The 19117-nt window shown below is 59.3% G+C and carries 20 protein-coding genes; 8 read left to right on the forward strand and 12 right to left on the reverse strand.

All coding sequences use genetic code 11. The annotated features are described in order from the left end of the window. Nucleotides 1–108 precede the first annotated feature (108 nt). Entirely contained in the window at nucleotides 109–1143 is a 1035-nt protein-coding gene (argC, locus tag PSH57_RS26075) for an N-acetyl-gamma-glutamyl-phosphate reductase (RefSeq protein WP_305386191.1), read from the reverse strand. A 134-nt stretch (nucleotides 1144–1277) separates the two neighbouring features. On the opposite strand from argC, the gene hemJ reads away from it, so the two are divergent. The 6 genes from hemJ (at nucleotide 1278) to coq7 (ending at nucleotide 5721) form a co-directional block, all read left to right on the forward strand. Further along, nucleotides 1278–1709, forward strand: a complete 432-nt coding sequence (gene hemJ, locus PSH57_RS26080; protein WP_305386193.1) for a protoporphyrinogen oxidase HemJ — start codon at nucleotides 1278–1280, stop codon at nucleotides 1707–1709. Between the two features lie 35 nt (nucleotides 1710–1744). Further along, nucleotides 1745–2713: an NAD(P)H-dependent flavin oxidoreductase gene (locus PSH57_RS26085; RefSeq protein ID WP_305386194.1), complete on the forward strand. Its 969-nt coding sequence runs from the start codon at nucleotides 1745–1747 to the stop codon at nucleotides 2711–2713. 52 nt (nucleotides 2714–2765) lie between these two features. Then, nucleotides 2766–3725, forward strand: a complete 960-nt coding sequence (locus tag PSH57_RS26090; protein ID WP_305386196.1) for a DUF805 domain-containing protein — start codon at nucleotides 2766–2768, stop codon at nucleotides 3723–3725. 62 nt (nucleotides 3726–3787) lie between these two features. Then, entirely contained in the window at nucleotides 3788–4576 is a 789-nt protein-coding gene (locus PSH57_RS26095) for an SDR family NAD(P)-dependent oxidoreductase (protein WP_305386197.1), read from the forward strand. An 82-nt stretch (nucleotides 4577–4658) separates the two neighbouring features. Continuing rightward, nucleotides 4659–4997, forward strand: a complete 339-nt coding sequence (locus PSH57_RS26100) for a histidine triad nucleotide-binding protein (protein WP_256231103.1) — start codon at nucleotides 4659–4661, stop codon at nucleotides 4995–4997. A gap of 76 nt (nucleotides 4998–5073) precedes the next feature. Then, nucleotides 5074–5721 carry a 2-polyprenyl-3-methyl-6-methoxy-1,4-benzoquinone monooxygenase gene (gene coq7, locus PSH57_RS26105; RefSeq protein ID WP_305386201.1) on the forward strand — a complete coding sequence of 216 codons (648 nt, stop codon included), beginning with the start codon at nucleotides 5074–5076 and terminating at the stop codon, nucleotides 5719–5721. 127 nt (nucleotides 5722–5848) lie between these two features. Here the strand turns inward: coq7 and speD are convergent, their stop codons facing one another. Beyond that, a complete protein-coding gene (gene speD / locus PSH57_RS26110) occupies nucleotides 5849–6643 on the reverse strand; it encodes an adenosylmethionine decarboxylase (RefSeq protein ID WP_047228048.1) in 795 nt (264 codons plus the stop codon). Between the two features lie 239 nt (nucleotides 6644–6882). Beyond that, complete coding sequence (locus PSH57_RS26115) at nucleotides 6883–7305, reverse strand: OsmC family protein (RefSeq protein ID WP_003206127.1); 423 nt, start codon at nucleotides 7303–7305, stop codon at nucleotides 6883–6885. A gap of 234 nt (nucleotides 7306–7539) precedes the next feature. Here PSH57_RS26115 and crp point away from each other — a divergent pair, with 234 nt between their 5' ends. Continuing rightward, nucleotides 7540–8184 carry a cAMP-activated global transcriptional regulator CRP gene (gene crp, locus PSH57_RS26120; protein ID WP_305386203.1) on the forward strand — a complete coding sequence of 215 codons (645 nt, stop codon included), beginning with the start codon at nucleotides 7540–7542 and terminating at the stop codon, nucleotides 8182–8184. Here crp and PSH57_RS26125 read toward each other — a convergent pair. The 4 genes from PSH57_RS26125 to PSH57_RS26140 are packed head-to-tail and all read right to left on the reverse strand — an operon-like array spanning nucleotide 8181 to nucleotide 11369. Beyond that, nucleotides 8181–8879 (reverse strand): lipoate--protein ligase family protein, encoded by a 699-nt coding sequence (locus tag PSH57_RS26125; protein WP_305386205.1) that lies wholly within the window; start codon nucleotides 8877–8879, stop codon nucleotides 8181–8183. The two genes, crp and PSH57_RS26125, sit on opposite strands and share 4 nt — an antisense overlap. Before the next feature lie 4 nt (nucleotides 8880–8883). Then, nucleotides 8884–9720 (reverse strand): indole-3-glycerol phosphate synthase TrpC, encoded by an 837-nt coding sequence (gene trpC, locus PSH57_RS26130; RefSeq protein WP_305386206.1) that lies wholly within the window; start codon nucleotides 9718–9720, stop codon nucleotides 8884–8886. Continuing rightward, on the reverse strand, nucleotides 9717–10766 hold the full coding sequence (trpD, locus tag PSH57_RS26135) for an anthranilate phosphoribosyltransferase (protein WP_305386208.1): 1050 nt from the start codon (nucleotides 10764–10766) through the stop codon (nucleotides 9717–9719). Before trpD ends, trpC begins: the two co-directional genes overlap by 4 nt. Nucleotides 10767–10775: 9 nt before the next feature. Further along, nucleotides 10776–11369, reverse strand: a complete 594-nt coding sequence (locus tag PSH57_RS26140; protein ID WP_305386210.1) for an aminodeoxychorismate/anthranilate synthase component II — start codon at nucleotides 11367–11369, stop codon at nucleotides 10776–10778. A gap of 410 nt (nucleotides 11370–11779) precedes the next feature. On the opposite strand from PSH57_RS26140, the gene estP reads away from it, so the two are divergent. Further along, a complete protein-coding gene (estP, locus tag PSH57_RS26145; RefSeq protein WP_305386213.1) occupies nucleotides 11780–13687 on the forward strand; it encodes an esterase EstP in 1908 nt (635 codons plus the stop codon). Between the two features lie 118 nt (nucleotides 13688–13805). On the opposite strand, the gene trpE is transcribed toward estP, so the two are convergent. The 5 genes from trpE to PSH57_RS26170 form a co-directional block, all read right to left on the reverse strand. Next, nucleotides 13806–15287, reverse strand: coding sequence for an anthranilate synthase component I (gene trpE / locus PSH57_RS26150; RefSeq protein ID WP_305386215.1), 1482 nt, complete (start codon nucleotides 15285–15287; stop codon nucleotides 13806–13808). 70 nt (nucleotides 15288–15357) lie between these two features. Beyond that, nucleotides 15358–16176 carry a phosphoglycolate phosphatase gene (locus tag PSH57_RS26155; protein WP_305386218.1) on the reverse strand — a complete coding sequence of 273 codons (819 nt, stop codon included), beginning with the start codon at nucleotides 16174–16176 and terminating at the stop codon, nucleotides 15358–15360. Further along, the gene (gene rpe / locus PSH57_RS26160) at nucleotides 16173–16847 is read right to left on the reverse strand and encodes a ribulose-phosphate 3-epimerase (RefSeq protein WP_305386220.1); all 675 of its coding nucleotides are present in this window, start codon (nucleotides 16845–16847) and stop codon (nucleotides 16173–16175) included. Before rpe ends, PSH57_RS26155 begins: the two co-directional genes overlap by 4 nt. A gap of 79 nt (nucleotides 16848–16926) precedes the next feature. Next, complete coding sequence (locus PSH57_RS26165) at nucleotides 16927–18075, reverse strand: iron-containing alcohol dehydrogenase (protein ID WP_305386222.1); 1149 nt, start codon at nucleotides 18073–18075, stop codon at nucleotides 16927–16929. A 216-nt stretch (nucleotides 18076–18291) separates the two neighbouring features. After that, nucleotides 18292–19116, reverse strand: a complete 825-nt coding sequence (locus PSH57_RS26170) for an ABC transporter permease (protein WP_305386224.1) — start codon at nucleotides 19114–19116, stop codon at nucleotides 18292–18294. Between the last annotated feature and the right edge of the window lies 1 nt (nucleotide 19117).

Raw genomic sequence — 19117 nt, forward strand, 5'->3', positions numbered from 1 at the left:
GCATTATCCGCTTCTCCTAGAAAATCGGTCAACTATTTGAGGGGCAGGCGCAAACTACACGTTTGAGCTGCAAGCCTGTCGCTTCAAGCTTGCAGCCTCAGATTAGAGTTAAGGCAACATGCCGGCGTGGGACAGACCCAGGCGCTCATCCAACCCGAACAGGATGTTCAAGTTCTGCACAGCCTGGCCTGACGCGCCTTTGACCAGATTATCGATGACTGACAACACCACCACCAGATCGCCATCCTGCGGGCGATGCACCGCGATCCGGCAAACGTTCGCGCCGCGCACACTGCGAGTTTCAGGGTGGCTGCCAGCCGGCATTACGTCGACGAACGGTTCGTTGGCGTAACGCTTCTCGAACAACGCTTGCAGGTCCACAGAACGGTCGACAACGGTTGCGTACAGCGTGGAGTGAATGCCCCGAATCATCGGCGTCAGGTGCGGCACGAAAGTCAGGCCGACATCCTTGCCCGCAGCGCGACGCAGCCCCTGGCGGATTTCCGGCAGATGACGGTGACCTTTGACTGCGTATGCCTTCATGCTTTCCGACGTCTCGGAGTACAACGAGCCGACACTGGCGCCCCGGCCAGCACCGCTGACACCGGACTTGCAGTCAGCGATCAGACGCGACGCATCGGCAAGACCTGCCTCGAGCAGTGGCAGGAAACCCAGTTGCGTTGCCGTTGGATAGCAGCCCGGTACAGCAATCAGCCGTGCCTGCCTGATTTTCTCGCGATTGACTTCCGGCAGACCGTAGACCGCCTCGTCCAGCAGATCCGGCGCACCGTGGGGCTGACCGTACCATTTGGCCCACTCCTCGGCGTCCTGCAGGCGGAAATCTGCCGACAGGTCGATGACCTTGGTCCCGGCGGCCAGCAACTCGCCTGCCAAGGCATGAGCAACACCGTGAGGCGTGGCGAAGAACACCACATCACAGGCTCCGAGGGTCTTGACGTCTGGAACACTGAACGCCAGGCCGTCGTAATGGCCCCGCAGATTCGGATACAGGTCAGCGACGGCCAGTCCGGCCTCGGATCGGGAGGTAATGACCACCACCTCAGCCTGCGGATGCTGTGCCAACAGACGCAGCAGTTCGACACCGGTGTAACCCGTGCCGCCGACGATACCGACCTTGACCATATACCTGCCCTCAACGAACCCACTGGAAAGCTGTCGATGATAGGGGCCGCGCGGCGCGGCGACAACCGCCAAGGTGACGTGTGGGCGCTCTAGCCTCTACTATCGGGCTACCGTGAATCTGGGAATAAACCAAAATGCTCTATCTATGGCTCAAAGCACTTCATATCGTCAGCATGGTCTGCTGGTTCGCCGGCTTGTTCTATCTGCCTCGCCTGTTTGTGTATCACGCTCAAAGTGAAGACAGCATCAGTAAAGAACGCTTCAGCGTCATGGAGCGCAAGCTGTATCGCGGCATCATGGGCCCGGCGATGATCGCCACCCTCGTATTCGGCATCTGGCTGCTCAGTCTCAACGCCAGTGCCTACTTCACTCAAGGCGGCTGGATGCACGCCAAGTTGACCCTGGTGGTGCTGCTGATTGGCTATCACCATATGTGCGGTGCGCAATTGAAGCGCTTCGCCCGTGGCGAAAACACCCGCAGCCATGTCTTTTATCGCTGGTTCAATGAAGTGCCGGTTTTGGTATTGCTGGCTATCGTAATTCTGGTCGTGGTTCGGCCGTTCTAACTTTCAATCAGCATCACTTGTCCGGGGTACTTCCGATGTCGCTGCCCGCTCTGCTTGAACAACGTTTGCGCCTGCCGGTCGTGGCAGCGCCGATGTTTCTGATTTCCAATCCACAGCTGGTACTGGCCTGCTGCCGCAACGCGATCGTCGGCAGCTTTCCGGCGCTGAACCAGCGCGAAAGCAGTGGTTTCAAGGCTTGGCTGGAAGAAATCGAAGCGGGCCTGGCGTCAATGGAAAACCCGGCGCCCTATGCCGTTAACCTGATCGTCCATCACAGCAACCCGCGGCTTCAGGCCGACCTGGCCATCTGCATCGAACACAAGGTGCCGATTGTCATCACCAGCCTGGGCGCCGTGAAAGAACTAGTAGATGCGGTTCACAGCTATGGTGGGCTGGTATTCCACGACGTCACCACGCGCCGTCATGCCGAAAAAGCTGCCGAAGCCGGTGTTGATGGCTTGATAGCGGTCGCCGCCGGTGCAGGTGGCCACGCCGGGACCTGGAGCCCTTTCTCACTGGTCGCCGAGATTCGGCAGTTCTTCGATAAAACCCTGCTGCTTGCGGGTTGCCTGAACCACGGCCATCAGATTCTGGCCGCACAACTGCTCGGCGCAGATTTGGCCTACTTCGGCACACGCTTTATCGGCACGACCGAAAGCCATGCGCCTGACGCTTATAAAGAGATGTTGCTCACATCCAGAGCCGCGGACATCGTGCATACTCCTGCGGTGTCCGGGGTGCCGGCCAGCTTCATGCGCCAGAGCCTGGAAAATGCCGGTTTCGACCTGGCCGCCCTGCAGGGCAAAGGCGAGGTGGACTTCGGTTCAAAACTCAAGCCGCTGAACGACGAAGCCAAGGCCTGGAAAACCGTCTGGTCCGCTGGCCAGGGCGTGGGTGAAATCCATGATCTGCCAAGTGTCGATCAGCTAGTGGCACGCCTGGATGAAGAATATCGACAGGCGCTGGCCCGAGCGGCACAACTCGGCGGCCAATGGCCCCGCTGAAATCAACCGGATCAAAACCATTGCTTAACCTTATGAGACAAGGATGCCTGGCATGAGTGAAACCCGTTTCAATATCGTATTCGATGGAGCCCTGCTGCCGGGTGTCGATACCACCACAGCCAAGCTTAACCTGGCTGAACTGTTCAAAAGCGATGTCAGCGCCATTGAGCGGTTGTTCAGCGGGCGCAAGGTGGCGCTTAAAAGCAACCTGTCCCAGGCCGACGCGCAGAAGTACCTGGAGGCTCTCAACAAGAGCGGGATCGATGCCCGAATCGAAGCAGAGCCCTCCCTTGAACTGAACCTGGACGAGGTGCAGCATTCGCCGCCGCAGTCGAGCGGACGCCACCCGGACTCAATCATCGACCCGGTATCGCCTTACGCGCCACCCCGAGCCGAGGTGGGTGAAGCGATGGCCGAGTACAGCACGCTCAAACCCTTCAGCTTCGACGGGCGCATCGGACGGCTGCGGTTCCTGGGCTGGACCATGGTTTTGACTCTGGTCATGCTGTTTGTGGTCGGCACAGCTTTTTCATTGGGCTTGACCTGGTTCCTCGCCTCCAGCTCCACGGCGGCAATGATCGTCGGCGGCCTGCTGGGGCTGATCATCGCATTGGGCTTTGCTTATGTAAGCATCCAGTTCAGCGTCCAGCGCCTGCACGACCTGGGCTGGTCCGGGTGGTTGTGGCTGCTCAACCTGGTGCCGTTCGTGGGCAGTGTCTTTCCCTTTGTACTCATGGCCTTGCCCGGCAACACCGGCGCCAATCGCTATGGCCCCCCGCCGCCGCCCAACAGCACCGCGGTCAAGGTACTTTCATCGCTGTGGATCGTCATGATCGTAGTGGCTTTCCTTGCCGCAATGGCCGGGACATTTAGCGGCATCACAGAGGAATACGACAGCAGTTCCTTGAGCAGCTATGAGAGCAGCGAGCTCATTGATGAAGACTCTGCAGAACCAGCCGCCGAAGCAGCCGAGCCTGCTGCGCCTTCTGTAGACTATGAAGAGGAACAATAAGCGCGCTTCGTGCCGGTGACAGCTCAGTACACTGGCGACGGGCCGTTGCGATGGAGAACTGCATGACCCGTTACGCTCTGATCACTGGCGCCTCCAGTGGCATCGGCCTGGCAATGGCCGAAGCACTCGCCCGCCGCGGTCGCGACCTGATATTGGTAGCTCGACAGCGTGATCGGCTGGAAAGTATTGCAATCGAACTGACTCAGCGTTTTGGCGTGGAGGTGCTGTTCCGGGCTTGTGACCTGGGGGAACCGCTGAGGCTTTCAGGCTTTCTGCTTGAGCTGGAAGAAGGCGAACGACAGATCGAACTGCTGGTCAATTGCGCCGGCATCGGCACCAGCGGGCCGTTCCTGGGCCAGGACTGGATGACCGAGCAGGATCTGATCGAAGTCAACATCCTCGCCTTGACGCGGCTCTGCCACTCGGTGGGCAACAGCATGGCGCTGCAGGGCGGCGGCCAGATCCTGAACGTTGCATCGATCGCCGCGTTCCAGCCAGGGCCCTGGATGAGCACCTATCACGCCAGCAAGGCCTACGTGCTGCACTTCTCCGAAGCCCTGCGGGTCGAACTGAAAAAAAGCGCAATCAAAGTATCGGTGCTTTGCCCCGGCCCGACACGAACCGGTTTTTTCGCCAAGGCACAGCTCAACGAACAGAAATTCATCGACAGCAAAGGGCTGATGAGCCCGGAGGAAGTTGCATTGTATGCCGTGCGCGCACTGGAGAAGAACCGGGCGATCATTATTCCGGGGCGTCGCAATCGCTGGCTGGCTGCGTTACCGCGACTGGGGCCACGATGGCTGGTTCGAACTATCGCCGGCATGAGCAACAAGGCCTGTTGCCCCCGCTGAATGCCTTCACCCATATAAAACCGGGCTCGCCAATCGAGCCTTCAGTACACTCGACCTCGACTAACCCAATGGAGAAACAGCTGTGGATACTCTGTTTACCAAGATCATCAACCGGGAGATTCCAGCCAAGATCATTTACGAAGATGATCAAGTTCTGGCATTCCACGACATCGCCCCGCAAGCACCTGTGCATTTTTTGGTCATCCCGAAGAAACCGATCCGCACGCTTAATGATCTGACCGAGCAAGACAAAGGCCTGGCCGGGCATATCCTGTTCACTGCCCAGCGCCTGGCGCTCGAATTGGGTTGCGAAGAAGGTTTTCGTGTGGTGATGAACTGCAATGAACTTGGGGGACAGACCGTCTATCACATTCATATGCATGTGCTTGGGCAGCGCCAGATGCACTGGCCGCCGGGTTGATATCCTTTGACCCCACGCAAATCCTGAGCGGCCGATTGGGTTAAACTGGCCGCCGTGATTTTTCCCGGAGGTAAGCATGACTACCCAACGTCACTACTCACCGATTGACCGTCTGCTGCTGCAAGCCGATACCGCGATGCGTACGCTGCTGCCCTTCAGTGGTCAGCCCTACCGCCCATCGCCGGGTATCGTGCAGCCGGACGTGCAAATGAGTGACGAGCAAACCCGCCATGTCGCTGGGTTGATGCGCATCAACCACACCGGTGAGGTCTGCGCCCAGGCGCTGTATCAAGGCCAAGCGCTGACGGCGAAGCTGCCCCACGTGCGTGAGGCGATGGAACATGCCGCCGAAGAAGAAATCGACCATCTGGTCTGGTGCGAGCAACGCATTCGCCAACTGGGCAGCCATACCAGCGTTCTGAACCCGTTATTTTACGGGATGTCATTCGGAATCGGCGCAGTGGCCGGGCTGATCAGCGATAAAGTCAGCCTCGGCTTCGTTGCGGCCACTGAACATCAGGTGTGCAAACACTTGAATGAGCACCTGGAGCAATTGCCGGCCGAGGATGAAAAGTCCCGGGCGATTCTGGAGCAGATGCGCGAGGATGAAGAGCACCACGCCGAGAGTGCGCTTGAGGCTGGAGGGTTCCGTTTTCCGGCGCCGGTGAAGTTCGGCATGAGCCTGTTGGCCAAGGTCATGACCAAGAGCACTTATCGAATCTGATCGAGCAAGGGTGGCGAGGGAGTTTATCACCGAGCCACAGCGTTGAAAGCTTTAGGGCCATCCACGTTCTACAGAAACTAAAAAAGGCGACTACCCATGGGTAGTCGCCTTTTTGTACCCGAAACCTTCAGCGCGGCATGTTGCGCGCGTAGAAAATTTCCAGCATCTCGTGCTTCACACGGTCTTCAACCTGATCCCGCTGTTCAGCAGAAAGGTTGCTGGTAGCGTCCCCGAACAGGTAGTTATCAAGCTCGAAGTTCTTGAGCAGCATTTTGGTGTGGAACAGGTTTTCCTGATACACGTTCACGTCGGTCATCTGGTACGCGTCGCGAGTGTCTTCGGAGAGATAATTCTGAATCGAGTTGATCTCGTGATCAATGAAGTGCTTATGGCCTTCAACGTCGCGGGTAAACCCACGCACACGGTAATCCACCGTCACGATGTCCGAGTCGAACTGGTGAATCAGGAAGTTGAGTGCCTTGAGCGGTGAAATGACGCCACAGGTCGACACGTCGATGTCCACGCGGAACGTCGCAATACCATCCACTGGGTGTATTTCCGGGTAGGTATGTACCGTAATGTGGCTCTTGTCGAGGTGGGCCAGGATGATTTCCGGCAACGGGCCCGGGGACTCTTCGATCTGGCTGTCGGTCGGTGTCACCGGCTCTTCCGAGATCAGAATGGTCACGCTGGCGCCTTGGGGTTCATAGTCCTGACTGGCGATGTTCAGGATGTTGGCACCAATGATATCGACAACTTCCGTGAGGATCTGCGTGAGGCGCTTGGCGTTGTACTCTTTATTGATGTACTCAACGTAGGCCTGCTGGTCCTGCGGGGTTTCCGCATAGCAGATGTCATAGATGTTGAAGCTCAAGGTCTTTGTCAGGTTATTGAACCCATGGAGCTTGAGTTTGCTTTTCACCGTTTGAAAACTCTCTATGTATTGCGGCCTGGCCGCGTGATCAAGCATGCCCGTCAGATGCGAACGACGCACCTGCGTAGGACGGTTAACACCTCTTCGCGATGGCGATTTTGGTTGTCTGTCCAGACAAGGGACCGGTCGGGGGACCGATCACTGCCCTGAAAAAAGTGGCGCATTATGCAGAGGTCGGCTTCTGATCGCCAGAGCTTGCACTGCTTTTATGATGGTTGGATGTCGATTCAGCCCAATTCGATGATTTCATAATCGTGGGTGATTTCAACACCGGCGGCGCCGAGCATGATGGAAGCCGAGCAATATTTCTCCGCGGACAGCTCAATGGCGCGTTTGACTTGGGCTTCCTTCAAGGCACGCCCCTTGACCACAAAATGCATATGAATTTTGGTGAACACTTTCGGGTCTTCCGTGGCCCGCTCCGCTTCCAGGAAAGCTTCACAACTTTCGACGGCCTGGCGCGATTTTTTAAGGATGCTGACCACGTCGAAGTTACTGCAGCCGCCCACGCCCAGCAGGAGCATTTCCATCGGCCGTACACCCAGGTTCCGGCCACCGGCTTCGGGTGGACCGTCCATGACGACCACATGACCGCTACCTGACTCACCGAGGAACATGGCTTCGCCAGCCCATTGGATGCGTGCCTTCATCGCCAAGACTCCACTGTCTGAAAAAAGGGTCGCCAGCTTAGCACAGCCCCCTGCCACGACGGCTTCTGCCTCAGGCCCCCTGACGAATGCACGTAGGTAAATTCTCAAATCAATTAGGGATGCCTCTGTTAAGCTGACGCCAATTAGCTGGCGCATGGCCAGCTATAGCGATTGCCATTCGCGCCCCACAAAAAAATCAAATCAATACACCGCGCAGTCTTTCGGGATACAACCATGGTTGCCATTACTCCCACACCCAAGATCAAGAATCTCGACAAACTCTTGATGCATTGCCAGCGTCGTCGCTACCCGGCCAAGCACAACATCATTTGCGCGGGCGATCGTTCCGACACACTGTTTTTCATCATCAAAGGGTCAGTCACTATCCTGATCGAGGATGATGACGGTCGGGAAATGATCATCGCCTATCTCAATTCCGGGGATTTTTTCGGCGAACTCGGATTGTTTGAGCAGGCAGGCAAAGAACAGGAGCGCAGTGCCTGGGTACGGGCCAAGGTCGAATGTGAGGTCGCGGAGATCAGCTACAGCAAGTTCCGGGAACTGTCGGTGCAGGATCCAGAGATTCTTTACGTCCTCAGCGGACAGATCGCACAGCGCCTGCGCAACACTACCCGCAAAGTGGGTGACCTCGCCTTCTTCGACGTAACCGGTCGCGTCGCCCGCTGCCTGCTGGAACTGTGCAAGCAGCCCGATGCCATGACCCACCCGGACGGCATGCAGATCAAGGTGACCCGCCAGGAAATCGGCCGGATTGTTGGCTGCTCGAGGGAGATGGTCGGTCGTGTGCTCAAGGATCTGGAGGAGCGCAACCTGGTCAGCGTCAAAGGCAAGACCATGGTGGTGTTTGGAACGCGTTAGGCGAGCAGCCTGGTCAGCAACTCCCGGTACAGCGCCTCAAGCCGCTGCAGCGCATGAGGCGCCGGGAATTTTTCATGCAGGGCAATATGGCTTTCGGCACGCACTCGCTGCGCCAGGCCACAGGCTTGATTGAAGCGATTGACTGCGGCAACCATCGATTCGCGTTCGTTCTCCAGCAACAGTGCTCCATGCACCAGGCCCACGGGGCGTTGGCCGCCCTTGCTCTGACGCCAGCGCTGAGCGGTGCCGACCATTTTCCGGCCGTCGAGATTGACGTTGAATCGCCCGTCGCAGAACGCGCCCTCGACTTCACCCAGCGAAGCCACCCCACCCAACTCATCCAGCAACTGGCAGATCGGATCACACAACCGGCGATAGCCGGTTTCGATCCGCCCATGATCGCCTTCGCTACGCGGTGGTGCGTAAACCAGGGCGATATTGACGGTAGCGGCAGACTGCGGCACCGGCTCACCACCGGTTTCGCGCAACAACACAGGCCAACCGTGGGCCGCCGAGACTTCACAGGCGTGTTCGAACCCCGGTAAACGACTCAAACGACGAGGCATGACCAGCGCGCGATCGTTGGGTTGCCAGAACAACAAGCCGAACTCAGCGTCGCCTGCGCAGATGCTGGCCAACAAATCCTGTTCGGCTTGCAGACCAGCTTCGACGGTCAGGGAAATCACGGGCGACATTGAGTCAATCCAGCGTCGAACCGCTTATCAGAACGCCGCGTTCAGGGAAGAACAGACGTTGCAACTCGGTACCCGGATTTTCCGCGCGCATGAACGCTTCGCCCACCAGGAACGAATACACATCGCTGACTTCCATCAGCTCGACATCGGCCCGGTTGAGGATCCCGCTCTCTGTGATAACCAAGCGATCACGCGGAATACGCGGCAACAAATCCAGAGTCGTTTCCAGGCTGACTTCGAAAGTATGCAGGTTGCGGTTGTTCACGCCGACCAGCGGAGTATCGAGTGTCTTCAAGGCCCGCTCCAGCTCATCGCCATCGTGGACCTCCACCAGCACATCCAGGCCCACACCTTTGGCAACCGCCGCCAGCTCGGCCATCTTCACGTCGTCCAGGGCGGAAACGATCAACAGCACGCAATCTGCGCCCAGCGCGCGAGCTTCAACGATCTGGTAAGGATCGATCATGAAGTCCTTGCGAATCACCGGCAGCTTGCACGCCTCCCGCGCCTGCTTGAGGTATTCATCGGCCCCCTGAAAAAAGTCAATATCGGTCAGTACCGAAAGGCAAGTCGCACCGCCTTTCTCATAGCTCCTGGCGATGTCGGCGGGAACGAAGTGTTCACGAATCACGCCTTTGCTGGGGGACGCCTTTTTAATTTCGGCAATCACCGCTGGCTGCTTCTTCTTGGCCTGATCGATCAGCGCCTTGGCAAAGCCGCGCGGCGCATCCGCGGCACGCGCCAGGTTCTCCAGCTCCGCCAGACTGACCCGAGCACTGCGCCCTGCCACTTCTTCAGCCTTGCGAGCCAGAATTTTTTCCAGAACCGTTGGCACGCTCATCCTTCGTTCTCCACTTTGAATACGGCGGTAAATGCACCCAACTCTTCGAGTTTTTCCCTGGCAAGGCCGGTGTGCAACGCATCATGGGCCAGTTCCACGCCCTGCTTGAGGCTGCTGGCGTGATCCGCCGCATACAACGCGGCGCCGGCATTGAGTACGATCATCTCGGCGGCCTTCTGGCCATTTTCGGTCTTGCGGCGCCCCAAGGCATCGCGAATCAGTTCCAGCGACTGGGCCGGCCCATCCACCGCCAGCCCATGCAGGCTCTGGCTCTTCATGCCCAGGTCTTCAGGTTCGACCCAATACTCGCTGATCTGATCATTTTTTAATTCAGCCACGTACGTGGGCGCAGCCAGACTGAATTCGTCCAGGCCATCCTTCGAATGGACCACCAGCACGTGCTTGCTACCCAGACGCTGCAAGACCTCGGCCAGGGGCCGGCACAATGCCTGGCTGAACACACCCACCACTTGATGCTTCACACCGGCCGGATTCGTAAGCGGGCCGAGCATGTTGAACATCGTCCGCAGGCCCAGATCACGACGCGGCGCGGCGGCGTACTTCATGGCACGGTGGTGGGTCTGAGCGAACATGAAACCGATGCCGACGTTATCGATACAACGCGCCACCTGCACTGGGGTCAGGTCCAGGTAGATCCCGGCCGCCTCCAGCAGATCGGCGCTGCCACTCTTGCCGGAGACCGCACGATTGCCGTGCTTGGCGACGGTGCAACCGGCCGCGGCGACGACGAAGGCCGAGGCGGTGGAAACGTTGAAGATATTGGCGCCGTCACCGCCGGTACCCACCACGTCCACCACGCCATCCAGAGTCTTGAGCTCGACCTTGTCCGCCAGCTCACGCATGACCGAAACCGCGCCGACGATCTCATCGATGCTCTCGCTCTTCATGCGCATGGCCATCATGAACGCGCCGATCTGCGCATCCGAGCATTGGCCGGTCATGATTTCGCGCATCACGTCGCGCATCTCGTCGGTACTCAGGTCGAGATGGCCGACGATACGGCTCAGGGCTGTCTTGATATCCATAAAAAGTCCTTAGCGCGTGCCGCCGGTTTGTTTGAGGAAGTTGGCGAACAGCTCGTGGCCCTGTTCGGTGAGAATAGACTCGGGGTGAAATTGCACGCCCTCGATATTCAGCGTCTTGTGACGAAGCCCCATGATTTCATCCACCGAGCCGTCCTCAAGCTGGGTCCAGGCGGTCAGCTCCAGGCAGTCAGGCAGGGTTTGACGCTTGACGATCAGGGAGTGGTAGCGGGTGACGGTCAGCGGGTTATTCAAACCCGCGAACACACCCTTGTCCTCGTGGAATACCGGGCTAGTCTTACCGTGCATGACCTGCCGGGCGCGTACCACCTCGCCGCCGAAGGCCTGGCCGATCGACTGATGCCCCAGGCAGACACCCAGGATCGGCAACTTGCCGGCGAAATACTTGATGGCTTCGATGGAAATGCCCGCTTCGGTCGGCGTGCAAGGGCCGGGAGAGACCACGATGCGCTCAGGCTTGAGCGCTTCGATCTCAGCGATGGTCAGTTCGTCGTTGCGCACGACCTTGACCTCGGAACCCAGCTCACCGAGGTACTGCACAACGTTGTAGGTAAAAGAGTCGTAGTTATCGATCATCAGCAACATGGCGTAAGCAACCTATTGAATTCACTGACTTTAAATACAGCCTTCGAAGAGTGACCCGCGCGGCGCTGCGCTTGGCAAGGCGTGTGATGGGCCAGCGAAGCGACTTTCAAGCGGGTAAAGAAGGCAAATCGGTACAGGTCCGGCCAGGCCGGCAGAGAACGTTCAGGCGCGCCAACGCCAACGGGCGTGTGCCTTGATCAATTGATCCGGAAGTTTGCTGACAATCGACACAGAGGAAGTCTCGTTCATACGTTCCGGCACAGTAGCTTAGCTGGACGGAGCACGCAATATGACGATCCCCTGAAGGGCTTTGAAACAATCGCGACGTGCCTGATGGATGGCAAAAAGCCGGAAGTTTTTGGTACTGTCGTTTCGTTTTCTAACAACAATAAGATAAAACGGACTTTCTCATGATAAAAAAAACGTTGTTCGTACCAATGGCCAGCTGTTTGCTGGCGATGGCCTGCGCCCAGGCGAGCGCCGCGCCCAACCCCTATTCCAGCTTCATCGTCTTCGGTGACAGCCTCAACGATGCCGGCCAGTTCGCCGACCCGGACGGGCCGGCCGGCGCCACCCAACGCTTTACCAACCGCACAGGCCCACTCTATCTCGACGGCAGCGGCGAATCCTATTCGCTCAACTCCACCCAACTGCTGGGCGGACGGTTGGGCTTTTCCGACGATGAAACCGCGGCGTCCACCTCGGCGGTTCGTGCCGGCGAAGGCTTGGCCGATGGCAACAACTGGGCCGTGGGCGGATACCGTACCGACCAGATTCTCGATTCGATTACCGGGGTTTCCGACACTGGTGAGCGCAGCCGTGACGGATACCTGCTCTCCAATGGCCTGCGTGCCGACCCGAACGCGCTGTATTACCTTTCCGGCGGTGGTAACGACTTCCTTCAGGGCCTGGTACTGACCCCCGCCCAGGCGACCGCCGCCGCGGACCGTCTAGCCGACAGCGTCCAGGTGCTGCAAACCGCCGGAGCCCGTTATGTGATGGTCTGGCTGCTGCCCGACCTGGGCCTGACCCCTGCGCTCAATGGCACGCCTTTGCAAGACGCCGTTTCGCAGCTCAGCAACCAGTTCAACCAGCAACTGGTCACGCGGCTGCAAGGCATTGATGCCGAAGTCATTCCACTGAACGTTCCGTTATTGCTGCAGGAAAGCTTCGCCGATCCGGCACGATTCGGCCTCGCTACTGGCGAAAACCTCACCGCCACCTGCTTCAGCGGCAACGGCTGCACGGAAAACCCCACCTACGGCATCAACAGCGCGACGCCAGACCCCACCAAGCTGATCTATAACGACTCGGTCCACCCTACCGAGACCGGTCAGCAACTGATCGCCGATTACGCCTTTTCCCTACTCGCCGCGCCCTGGGAACTGACATTGCTGCCGGAAATGGCCCACTCGACCCTACGCGCCCACCAGGATGAATTGCGCAGCCAGTGGCAATCGGACTGGGAGAACTGGCAGTCCGTCGGTCAGTGGCGGGCGATCGTCACAGGCGGCGGCCAGCACCTGGAAATGGACAGCCAGAGCAGTGGCGCCAGCGCCGACGGCAGCGGCTACAGCCTGAACGTCGGCGGTAGCTATCGTCTTAACGAGGCTTGGCGCGTGGGTGTAGCCGCCGGTTTCTACCGCCAGGACATGGAGGCAGGTAGCAACGATTCGGACTACAAGCTAAACAGTTACCTGGCCACCGCTTTCGCCCAGTTCCAGCAGAACCGCTGGTGGGCCGATGCCGCGCTGACCGGCGGCAAGCTCGACTACGACAACCTGGAGCGCAAGTTCGACCTTGGCGTCAACCAGGCGCAAGAGAAAGGTGACACCGACGGCCACCTGTGGGCATTCAGCACGCGCCTGGGCTACGACATCGCCCAGCCAGGCAGTCAGTGGCACCTGTCACCGTTTATCAGCGCCGATTATGCGAAGGTGGAAGTCGACGGGTATTCAGAAAAGAGCAACCGCTCCACCGCCCTGACTTTCGATGATCAGACCCGCGACTCGAAACGCTTGGGCATTGGCTTGCAAGGCAAATACAACTTCACCCGTCAAACCCAGGTGTATGGCGAATATGCCCACGAACGCGAGTATGAAGACGACACCCAAAAGTTGAATATCGCGCTCAACAGTTTGCCGGCCAATGATTTCACGCTTGAAGGTTATACGCCGCAAAGTCATCTGAATCGCCTGAGCCTGGGGGTCAGCCACAAGTTGACCAATGATCTGGCGCTGCGAGGCGGTTATACGCTGCGCAAGGATGATGACTTTACCCAGCAAGGGGTGAGTGTCGGGGTCAGTTTGGATTTCTGATCGAGATAACCCTGTGGGAGTGAGCCTGCTCGCGATGAGGCCGTCATGTTCGACAAATGCATCGCCTGACAGTCCGCCATCGCGAGCAGGCCCGCTCCCACAGCTGATCGGTTTCTATTCAATCGCCTGGGGTCTGCTCGGCCAGCGCCACGGCCCGGAACATTGCCCGACGCTTGTTCAGGGTTTCTTCCCACTCCAGCACCGGCACCGAGTCAGCAACGATCCCACCGCCGGCCTGCACATGCAGTTCTCCGTCCTTGATCACGGCGGTACGGATAGCAATGGCAGTGTCCATGTTGCCGTTCCAGGCAAAATAGCCCACGGCCCCGCCATACACCCCACGCTTGACCGGTTCCAGCTCGTCGATGATTTCCATGGCGCGAATTTTCGGTGCGCCAGACAACGTTCCTGCCGGCAGGATGGCCCGCAGGGCGTCCATCGCCGTCAGCCCAGCTTTCAACTGGCCCGTGACGTTGGAGACGATGTGCATCACGTTGGAATAACGCTCGATGACCATCTTTTCGGTGAGCTTCACCGAACCGACTTCCGAGACACGCCCGGTGTCATTGCGGCCCAGGTCGATCAGCATCAGATGCTCGGCGATTTCCTTGTCATCTGACAGCAGGTCCTCTTCCAGCGCCCGGTCGGCTTCTTCCGTGGTCCCACGGGGACGGGTGCCAGCGATAGGCCGCACGGTGATCAGGTTGTCTTCGACCCGCACCAGCACTTCGGGCGAACTGCCCACGACATGGAAGTCGCCGAAGTTGAAGAAGTACATGTAAGGCGTCGGGTTGAAACAGCGCAGCGCCCGGTACAGGTCGATGGGCGCGGCCTTGAAGTCGATGGACATCCGTTGCGACGGCACCACCTGCATGCAGTCGCCGGCCAGGATGTATTCCTTGATGGTGTCAACGGCTCTTTCGTAATCGTCCTGAGTGAAACTGGAACGGAACACTGGGTCGGCCGCCGACTGCTTGCTGAAATCCAGGCCAGGACGCGGAGTGATCGGCTGCCGGAGTTTTTCCAGAAGCATCTGAAGACTTTTCTGACCTTGCTCGTAGGCGTCTTCCTGGGACGGATCAGCCAGGACAATCGCGTGCATCTTGCCGGCGAGGTTATCGAAGACCACCACTGCGTCAGAGACCATCAGCAAAATGTCCGGCACGCCCAGCGGATCCGGGTTCGGGCAGGTGCCCAGGCGCTTTTCCACATAGCGTACGCAGTCGTAGCCGAAATAACCCACCAGGCCACCATTGAACCGCGGCAGGCCGGGGATGGTGGGCACGTTGTAGCGGGCCTTGAAGGTTTCGACAAAGGCCAGCGGATCTTCGACTTCCAGGCTTTCGATCTCGACACCGTCATGGGTCACGCTGACACGATGGTCATGGACCCGCAGCACCGTGCGGCACGGCAGACCGATGATGGAATAACGCCCCCATTTCTCGCCGCCCTGCACCGACTCGAGCAGGTAGGAGTTGGGCTGGTCGGCCAGCTTGAGGTAGATCGACAGCGGCGTGTCGAAGTCGGCCAGGGTTTCGCAGGCAAGCGGGATACGGTTGTAGCCGGCAGCGGCTAGACGCAAGAATTCTTCGCGGTTCATGGTGTGCCTCGTGGCAGGAGGAGCTGACAGTCAGGTATGCAAACGCGCCGGATAACCGGCCAGGATTACGTCAGGCGCGCCAACGCCAGCGGGCCAGGGCCTTCATGACTTTCATCCAGAGCTTGCGAGTGACCACCACGATGGCGTTTCCAGAAGAGGATTGAACAGCGTCGGGCAACGTTATCTCAGCAGCCGGGTCCAGGCAACCGGGAATTAACAGACGCAAATCGTCGATCACCAGCGTGGGAAGTTCTTCGGCGATCGGCCGGCCATGGTTGTAGCCGTAGCTCAGCGCCACACATTTGACCCCGGCTGCTTTCGCCGCCAGCACATCGCTGCGCGAGTCGCCGACGAACAGCGATTGAGAGGCCGGGATGTTGGCCATTTTCATCACAAAAAATAGCGCAGCCGGGTCCGGCTTTTTCTGTGGCAAGGTGTCCCCGCCGATGATCCAGCGGAAATAACGGCCGATTTTCATCTGATCCAACAACGGAGCGACGAAGCGTTCCGGTTTGTTGGTGATCAGGGCCATTTCCACGCCTTGCTTTTGCAGCCACTTGAGGGTGGAGCGCACGCCGGGATAGACCACCGTCAGTTGATGATTGTCTTCGTAGGCGTCATTGAACAACGCCAGCGCCTGCTCGGCCTCGGCATCATCGACACCTTGGGCATCGATGTGGTTGGCCAGGGCCCGACGCACCAGCATGGGCGCGCCGTTGCCGACCCAGTGGCGCACGGCGTCAATTCCGGCAGCCGGGCGACCGAGCTTGAGCAGCATGTTGTCCACGGCCGCCGCCAGGTCCGGCACCGAGTCGACCAGAGTGCCGTCGAGGTCGAACATCACCAGACGCGGCAAACTGCCGGGGAACAGCTGCTCGAACCCGCTCATGGACGGGCCAGGGCCAGTTCGGCGCGCATCTTTTCAATGACCTCTTTGTAGTCCGGCGCATTGAAGATTGCCGAGCCCGCGACAAAGGTGTCAGCACCGGCCTCTGCGATTTCGCGGATGTTGTTGACGTTCACGCCACCGTCGATCTCCAGGCGGATGTCACGGCCCGATGCCTCGATCAGCGCGCGGGCTTCGCGCAGCTTGTCGAGCGTGCCAGGAATGAACTTCTGCCCGCCGAAGCCCGGGTTGACGCTCATCAGCAGGATCATGTCGACCTTGTCCATCACGTACTTGAGCACGTCCAGGGGCGTCGCCGGATTGAACACCAGGCCAGCCTTGCAACCGCCCTCACGGATCAACTGCAGGGAGCGATCGACGTGCAGCGTGGCTTCGGGGTGGAAGGTGATATAGGTGGCGCCGGCCTCGATGAAGTCACCGACGATGCGATCCACCGGGCTGACCATCAGGTGCGCGTCGATCGGCGCGGTGACGCCGTACTTGCGCAGCGCCGCGCAGACCATCGGGCCGATGGTCAGGTTGGGTACGTAGTGGTTGTCCATGACATCGAAGTGCACGATGTCGGCGCCGGCGGCCAGAACGTTGTCCACTTCCTCGCCCAGGCGGGCGAAGTCGGCGGAGAGAATCGACGGAGCAATAGCGAAGGGCTGCATGACGCACCTGTTTTGAGCGAAATCACGATGGCGCGCATTGTATACCTCAAGATTTTGGCGCGCCCACCGTAGCAGACGATCAATACGCCGCGCGGTAGATCTTCTCGATATCGCTGGCGCTCAGTTTGCGTGGGTTATTGCGCATCAGTCGCTCGATCCCGGCCGCTTCCACCGCCATGGACGGGATCACCTCGTCCGTCACCCCCAGGCTGCTCAAGCCTTGGGGGATTTCCACGGCAGCACACAGCGCAACCATGGCCTCCACGGCTTCGTCGGCGGCTTCAAGGTCACTCAGGTGCGCGGTCTTTATGCCCATGGCCTCGGCGATGTCGCGCATGCGCTCGACGCAAGCCATCTTGTTCCACGCCATGACATACGGCAGCAACAAGGCGTTAGCCACGCCATGGGACACGTGAAAACGCCCACCCAGCGGATACGCCAGCGCATGCACCGCCCCGACCCCGGCATTGCCGAACGCCATGCCGGCCATCAGGCTTGCAGTGGCCATGTCTTCGCGGGCTTGCAAATGAGAAGGATTGGCGTAGGCCTTGGGCAAGGCGCGGGTGATCAGTTTTATTGCGCCGATAGCCAAGGCGTCGGTGATCGGCGAGGCATTGAGCGACAGGTAGGACTCAATGGCGTGCACCAGCGCATCGACGCCACTGGCGGCGGTCACGCTCCGTGGGCAAGTGAGGGTCATCTGCGGGCTGACCAGCGCGACGTCCGGCAACAAATAATCGCTGACAATGCCCCTTTTCAGCTGCGCGGCCTTGTCGGAGAGGATTGCCACATTGGTGACTTCCGAACCGGTACCGGCCGTGGTGGGGATGGCGATCAATGGGGGGCCTTTGCGCGGCACCTGATCGACGCCGAACAAGTCCTGCAGCTCGCCGTGATAACCAGCGTAGGCCGCCACGCTCTTGGCAATGTCGATGGCGCTGCCGCCGCCCAGGCCGATCAAGCCATCATGGCCACCGTCGCGATAAGCCTGCATGCAATCTTCGACGATGGCGATTTCCGGATCGGGCATGACCCGGTCGAACACCTCGTAGTCGCGCCCGCCCAAATGTTGCAACGCCAGTTCCACGGTGCCGGACTTGACCAGCGCAGCGTCGGTGACGATCAGCGGGTTGTCGACATCCAGCCGCGTCAGCTCAGCCGCCAGTTGCTCGATGGCAGCCGCACCGGTGATCAGTTTGTGGGCGATCTTGAATGAAGAAAGACTCATGTGCACGGCCTCTTATTCGAGTATGGGCTGGCACAAGGATAGCTCGGTATTGCGGGTTGTCTGCTATTCAGCTCGTGAATGCGATAAAGGAACCTGTGGATGAGCCAGTGTGGGAGCGAGCCTGCTCGCGATAGCGGATCGACATTCAGCATCTGCTTTGAATGTAACACCGCTATCGCGAGCAGGCTCGCTCCCACACTGGTTTTCCATTGATCCTCAGACTTGGGTGGTGCGCAGTTTCTCGCTACGCCCACGCAACCACTCCAGAGTCAGCAGCAGGATCACCGAGAAGGCGATCAGCAGCGTCGCGGCGGCGGCGATGGTGGGGCTGAGGTTTTCGCGGATGCCGCTGAACATCTGCCTTGGCAGAGTTGCCTGCTCGGGACCTGCCAGGAACAGCGTCACCACCACCTCATCGAACGAGGTCGCGAAAGCGAACAGTGCGCCGGAGATCACACCTGGGGCGATCAAAGGCAGGGTCACCCGACGAAACGCGGTCAAAGGCGAAGCCCCAAGGCTGGCGGCGGCCCGAACCAGGTTGTAGTTAAAACCCTGCAGGGTCGCCGACACCGTGATGATGACGAACGGCACGCCCAGCACCGCATGGACCACGATCAGCGAGAAGAAGCTGTTGCCCATCCCCAGCGGTGCGAAGAACAGGTAGCTGGCCACCCCGATGATCACCACCGGCACCACCATCGGCGAGATGACCAGGGCCATCACCAGCGCCTTGCCCGGAAAGTCGCCACGGGTCAGGCCAATAGCCGCCAGGGTGCCGAAGACCATCGCCAGTACCGTCGCCGCCGGGGCCACGATGACACTGTTCCTCAGCGCCCGCATCCACTCCGCCGAGGCGAAGAAATCGTGGTACCACTGCAACGAAAAGCCTTGCAGTGGGTACACCAGGAAGCTGCCGGAGTTGAACGACAACGGAATGATCACCAGCACCGGCAAGATCAGGAACAACAGGAGCAGCCCGCAGAATATGCGCAAGCTGTAGAACCACACCCGCTCGACGGGGGACATGTAAGGACTCAGCATT

The organism is Pseudomonas hefeiensis, assembly GCF_030687835.1.
GTDB lineage: Bacteria > Pseudomonadota > Gammaproteobacteria > Pseudomonadales > Pseudomonadaceae > Aquipseudomonas > Aquipseudomonas hefeiensis.

Excerpts from the sequence above, each read along its gene's own strand:
- argC (WP_305386191.1), bottom strand. The coding sequence starts at position 1,143 with ATGGTCAAGGTCGGTATCGTCGGCGGCACGGGTTACACCGGTGTCGAA.
- hemJ (WP_305386193.1), top strand. The coding sequence starts at position 1,278 with ATGCTCTATCTATGGCTCAAAGCACTTCATATCGTCAGCATGGTCTGC.
- PSH57_RS26085 (WP_305386194.1), top strand. The coding sequence starts at position 1,745 with ATGTCGCTGCCCGCTCTGCTTGAACAACGTTTGCGCCTGCCGGTCGTG.
- PSH57_RS26090 (WP_305386196.1), top strand. The coding sequence starts at position 2,766 with ATGAGTGAAACCCGTTTCAATATCGTATTCGATGGAGCCCTGCTGCCG.
- PSH57_RS26095 (WP_305386197.1), top strand. The coding sequence starts at position 3,788 with ATGACCCGTTACGCTCTGATCACTGGCGCCTCCAGTGGCATCGGCCTG.
- coq7 (WP_305386201.1), top strand. The coding sequence starts at position 5,074 with ATGACTACCCAACGTCACTACTCACCGATTGACCGTCTGCTGCTGCAA.
- PSH57_RS26115 (WP_003206127.1), bottom strand. The coding sequence starts at position 7,305 with ATGAAGGCACGCATCCAATGGGCTGGCGAAGCCATGTTCCTCGGTGAG.
- crp (WP_305386203.1), top strand. The coding sequence starts at position 7,540 with ATGGTTGCCATTACTCCCACACCCAAGATCAAGAATCTCGACAAACTC.
- PSH57_RS26125 (WP_305386205.1), bottom strand. The coding sequence starts at position 8,879 with ATGTCGCCCGTGATTTCCCTGACCGTCGAAGCTGGTCTGCAAGCCGAA.
- trpC (WP_305386206.1), bottom strand. The coding sequence starts at position 9,720 with ATGAGCGTGCCAACGGTTCTGGAAAAAATTCTGGCTCGCAAGGCTGAA.
- trpD (WP_305386208.1), bottom strand. The coding sequence starts at position 10,766 with ATGGATATCAAGACAGCCCTGAGCCGTATCGTCGGCCATCTCGACCTG.
- PSH57_RS26140 (WP_305386210.1), bottom strand. The coding sequence starts at position 11,369 with ATGTTGCTGATGATCGATAACTACGACTCTTTTACCTACAACGTTGTG.
- estP (WP_305386213.1), top strand. The coding sequence starts at position 11,780 with ATGATAAAAAAAACGTTGTTCGTACCAATGGCCAGCTGTTTGCTGGCG.
- trpE (WP_305386215.1), bottom strand. The coding sequence starts at position 15,287 with ATGAACCGCGAAGAATTCTTGCGTCTAGCCGCTGCCGGCTACAACCGT.
- PSH57_RS26155 (WP_305386218.1), bottom strand. The coding sequence starts at position 16,176 with ATGAGCGGGTTCGAGCAGCTGTTCCCCGGCAGTTTGCCGCGTCTGGTG.
- rpe (WP_305386220.1), bottom strand. The coding sequence starts at position 16,847 with ATGCAGCCCTTCGCTATTGCTCCGTCGATTCTCTCCGCCGACTTCGCC.
- PSH57_RS26165 (WP_305386222.1), bottom strand. The coding sequence starts at position 18,075 with ATGAGTCTTTCTTCATTCAAGATCGCCCACAAACTGATCACCGGTGCG.
- PSH57_RS26170 (WP_305386224.1), bottom strand. The coding sequence starts at position 19,116 with ATGCTGAGTCCTTACATGTCCCCCGTCGAGCGGGTGTGGTTCTACAGC.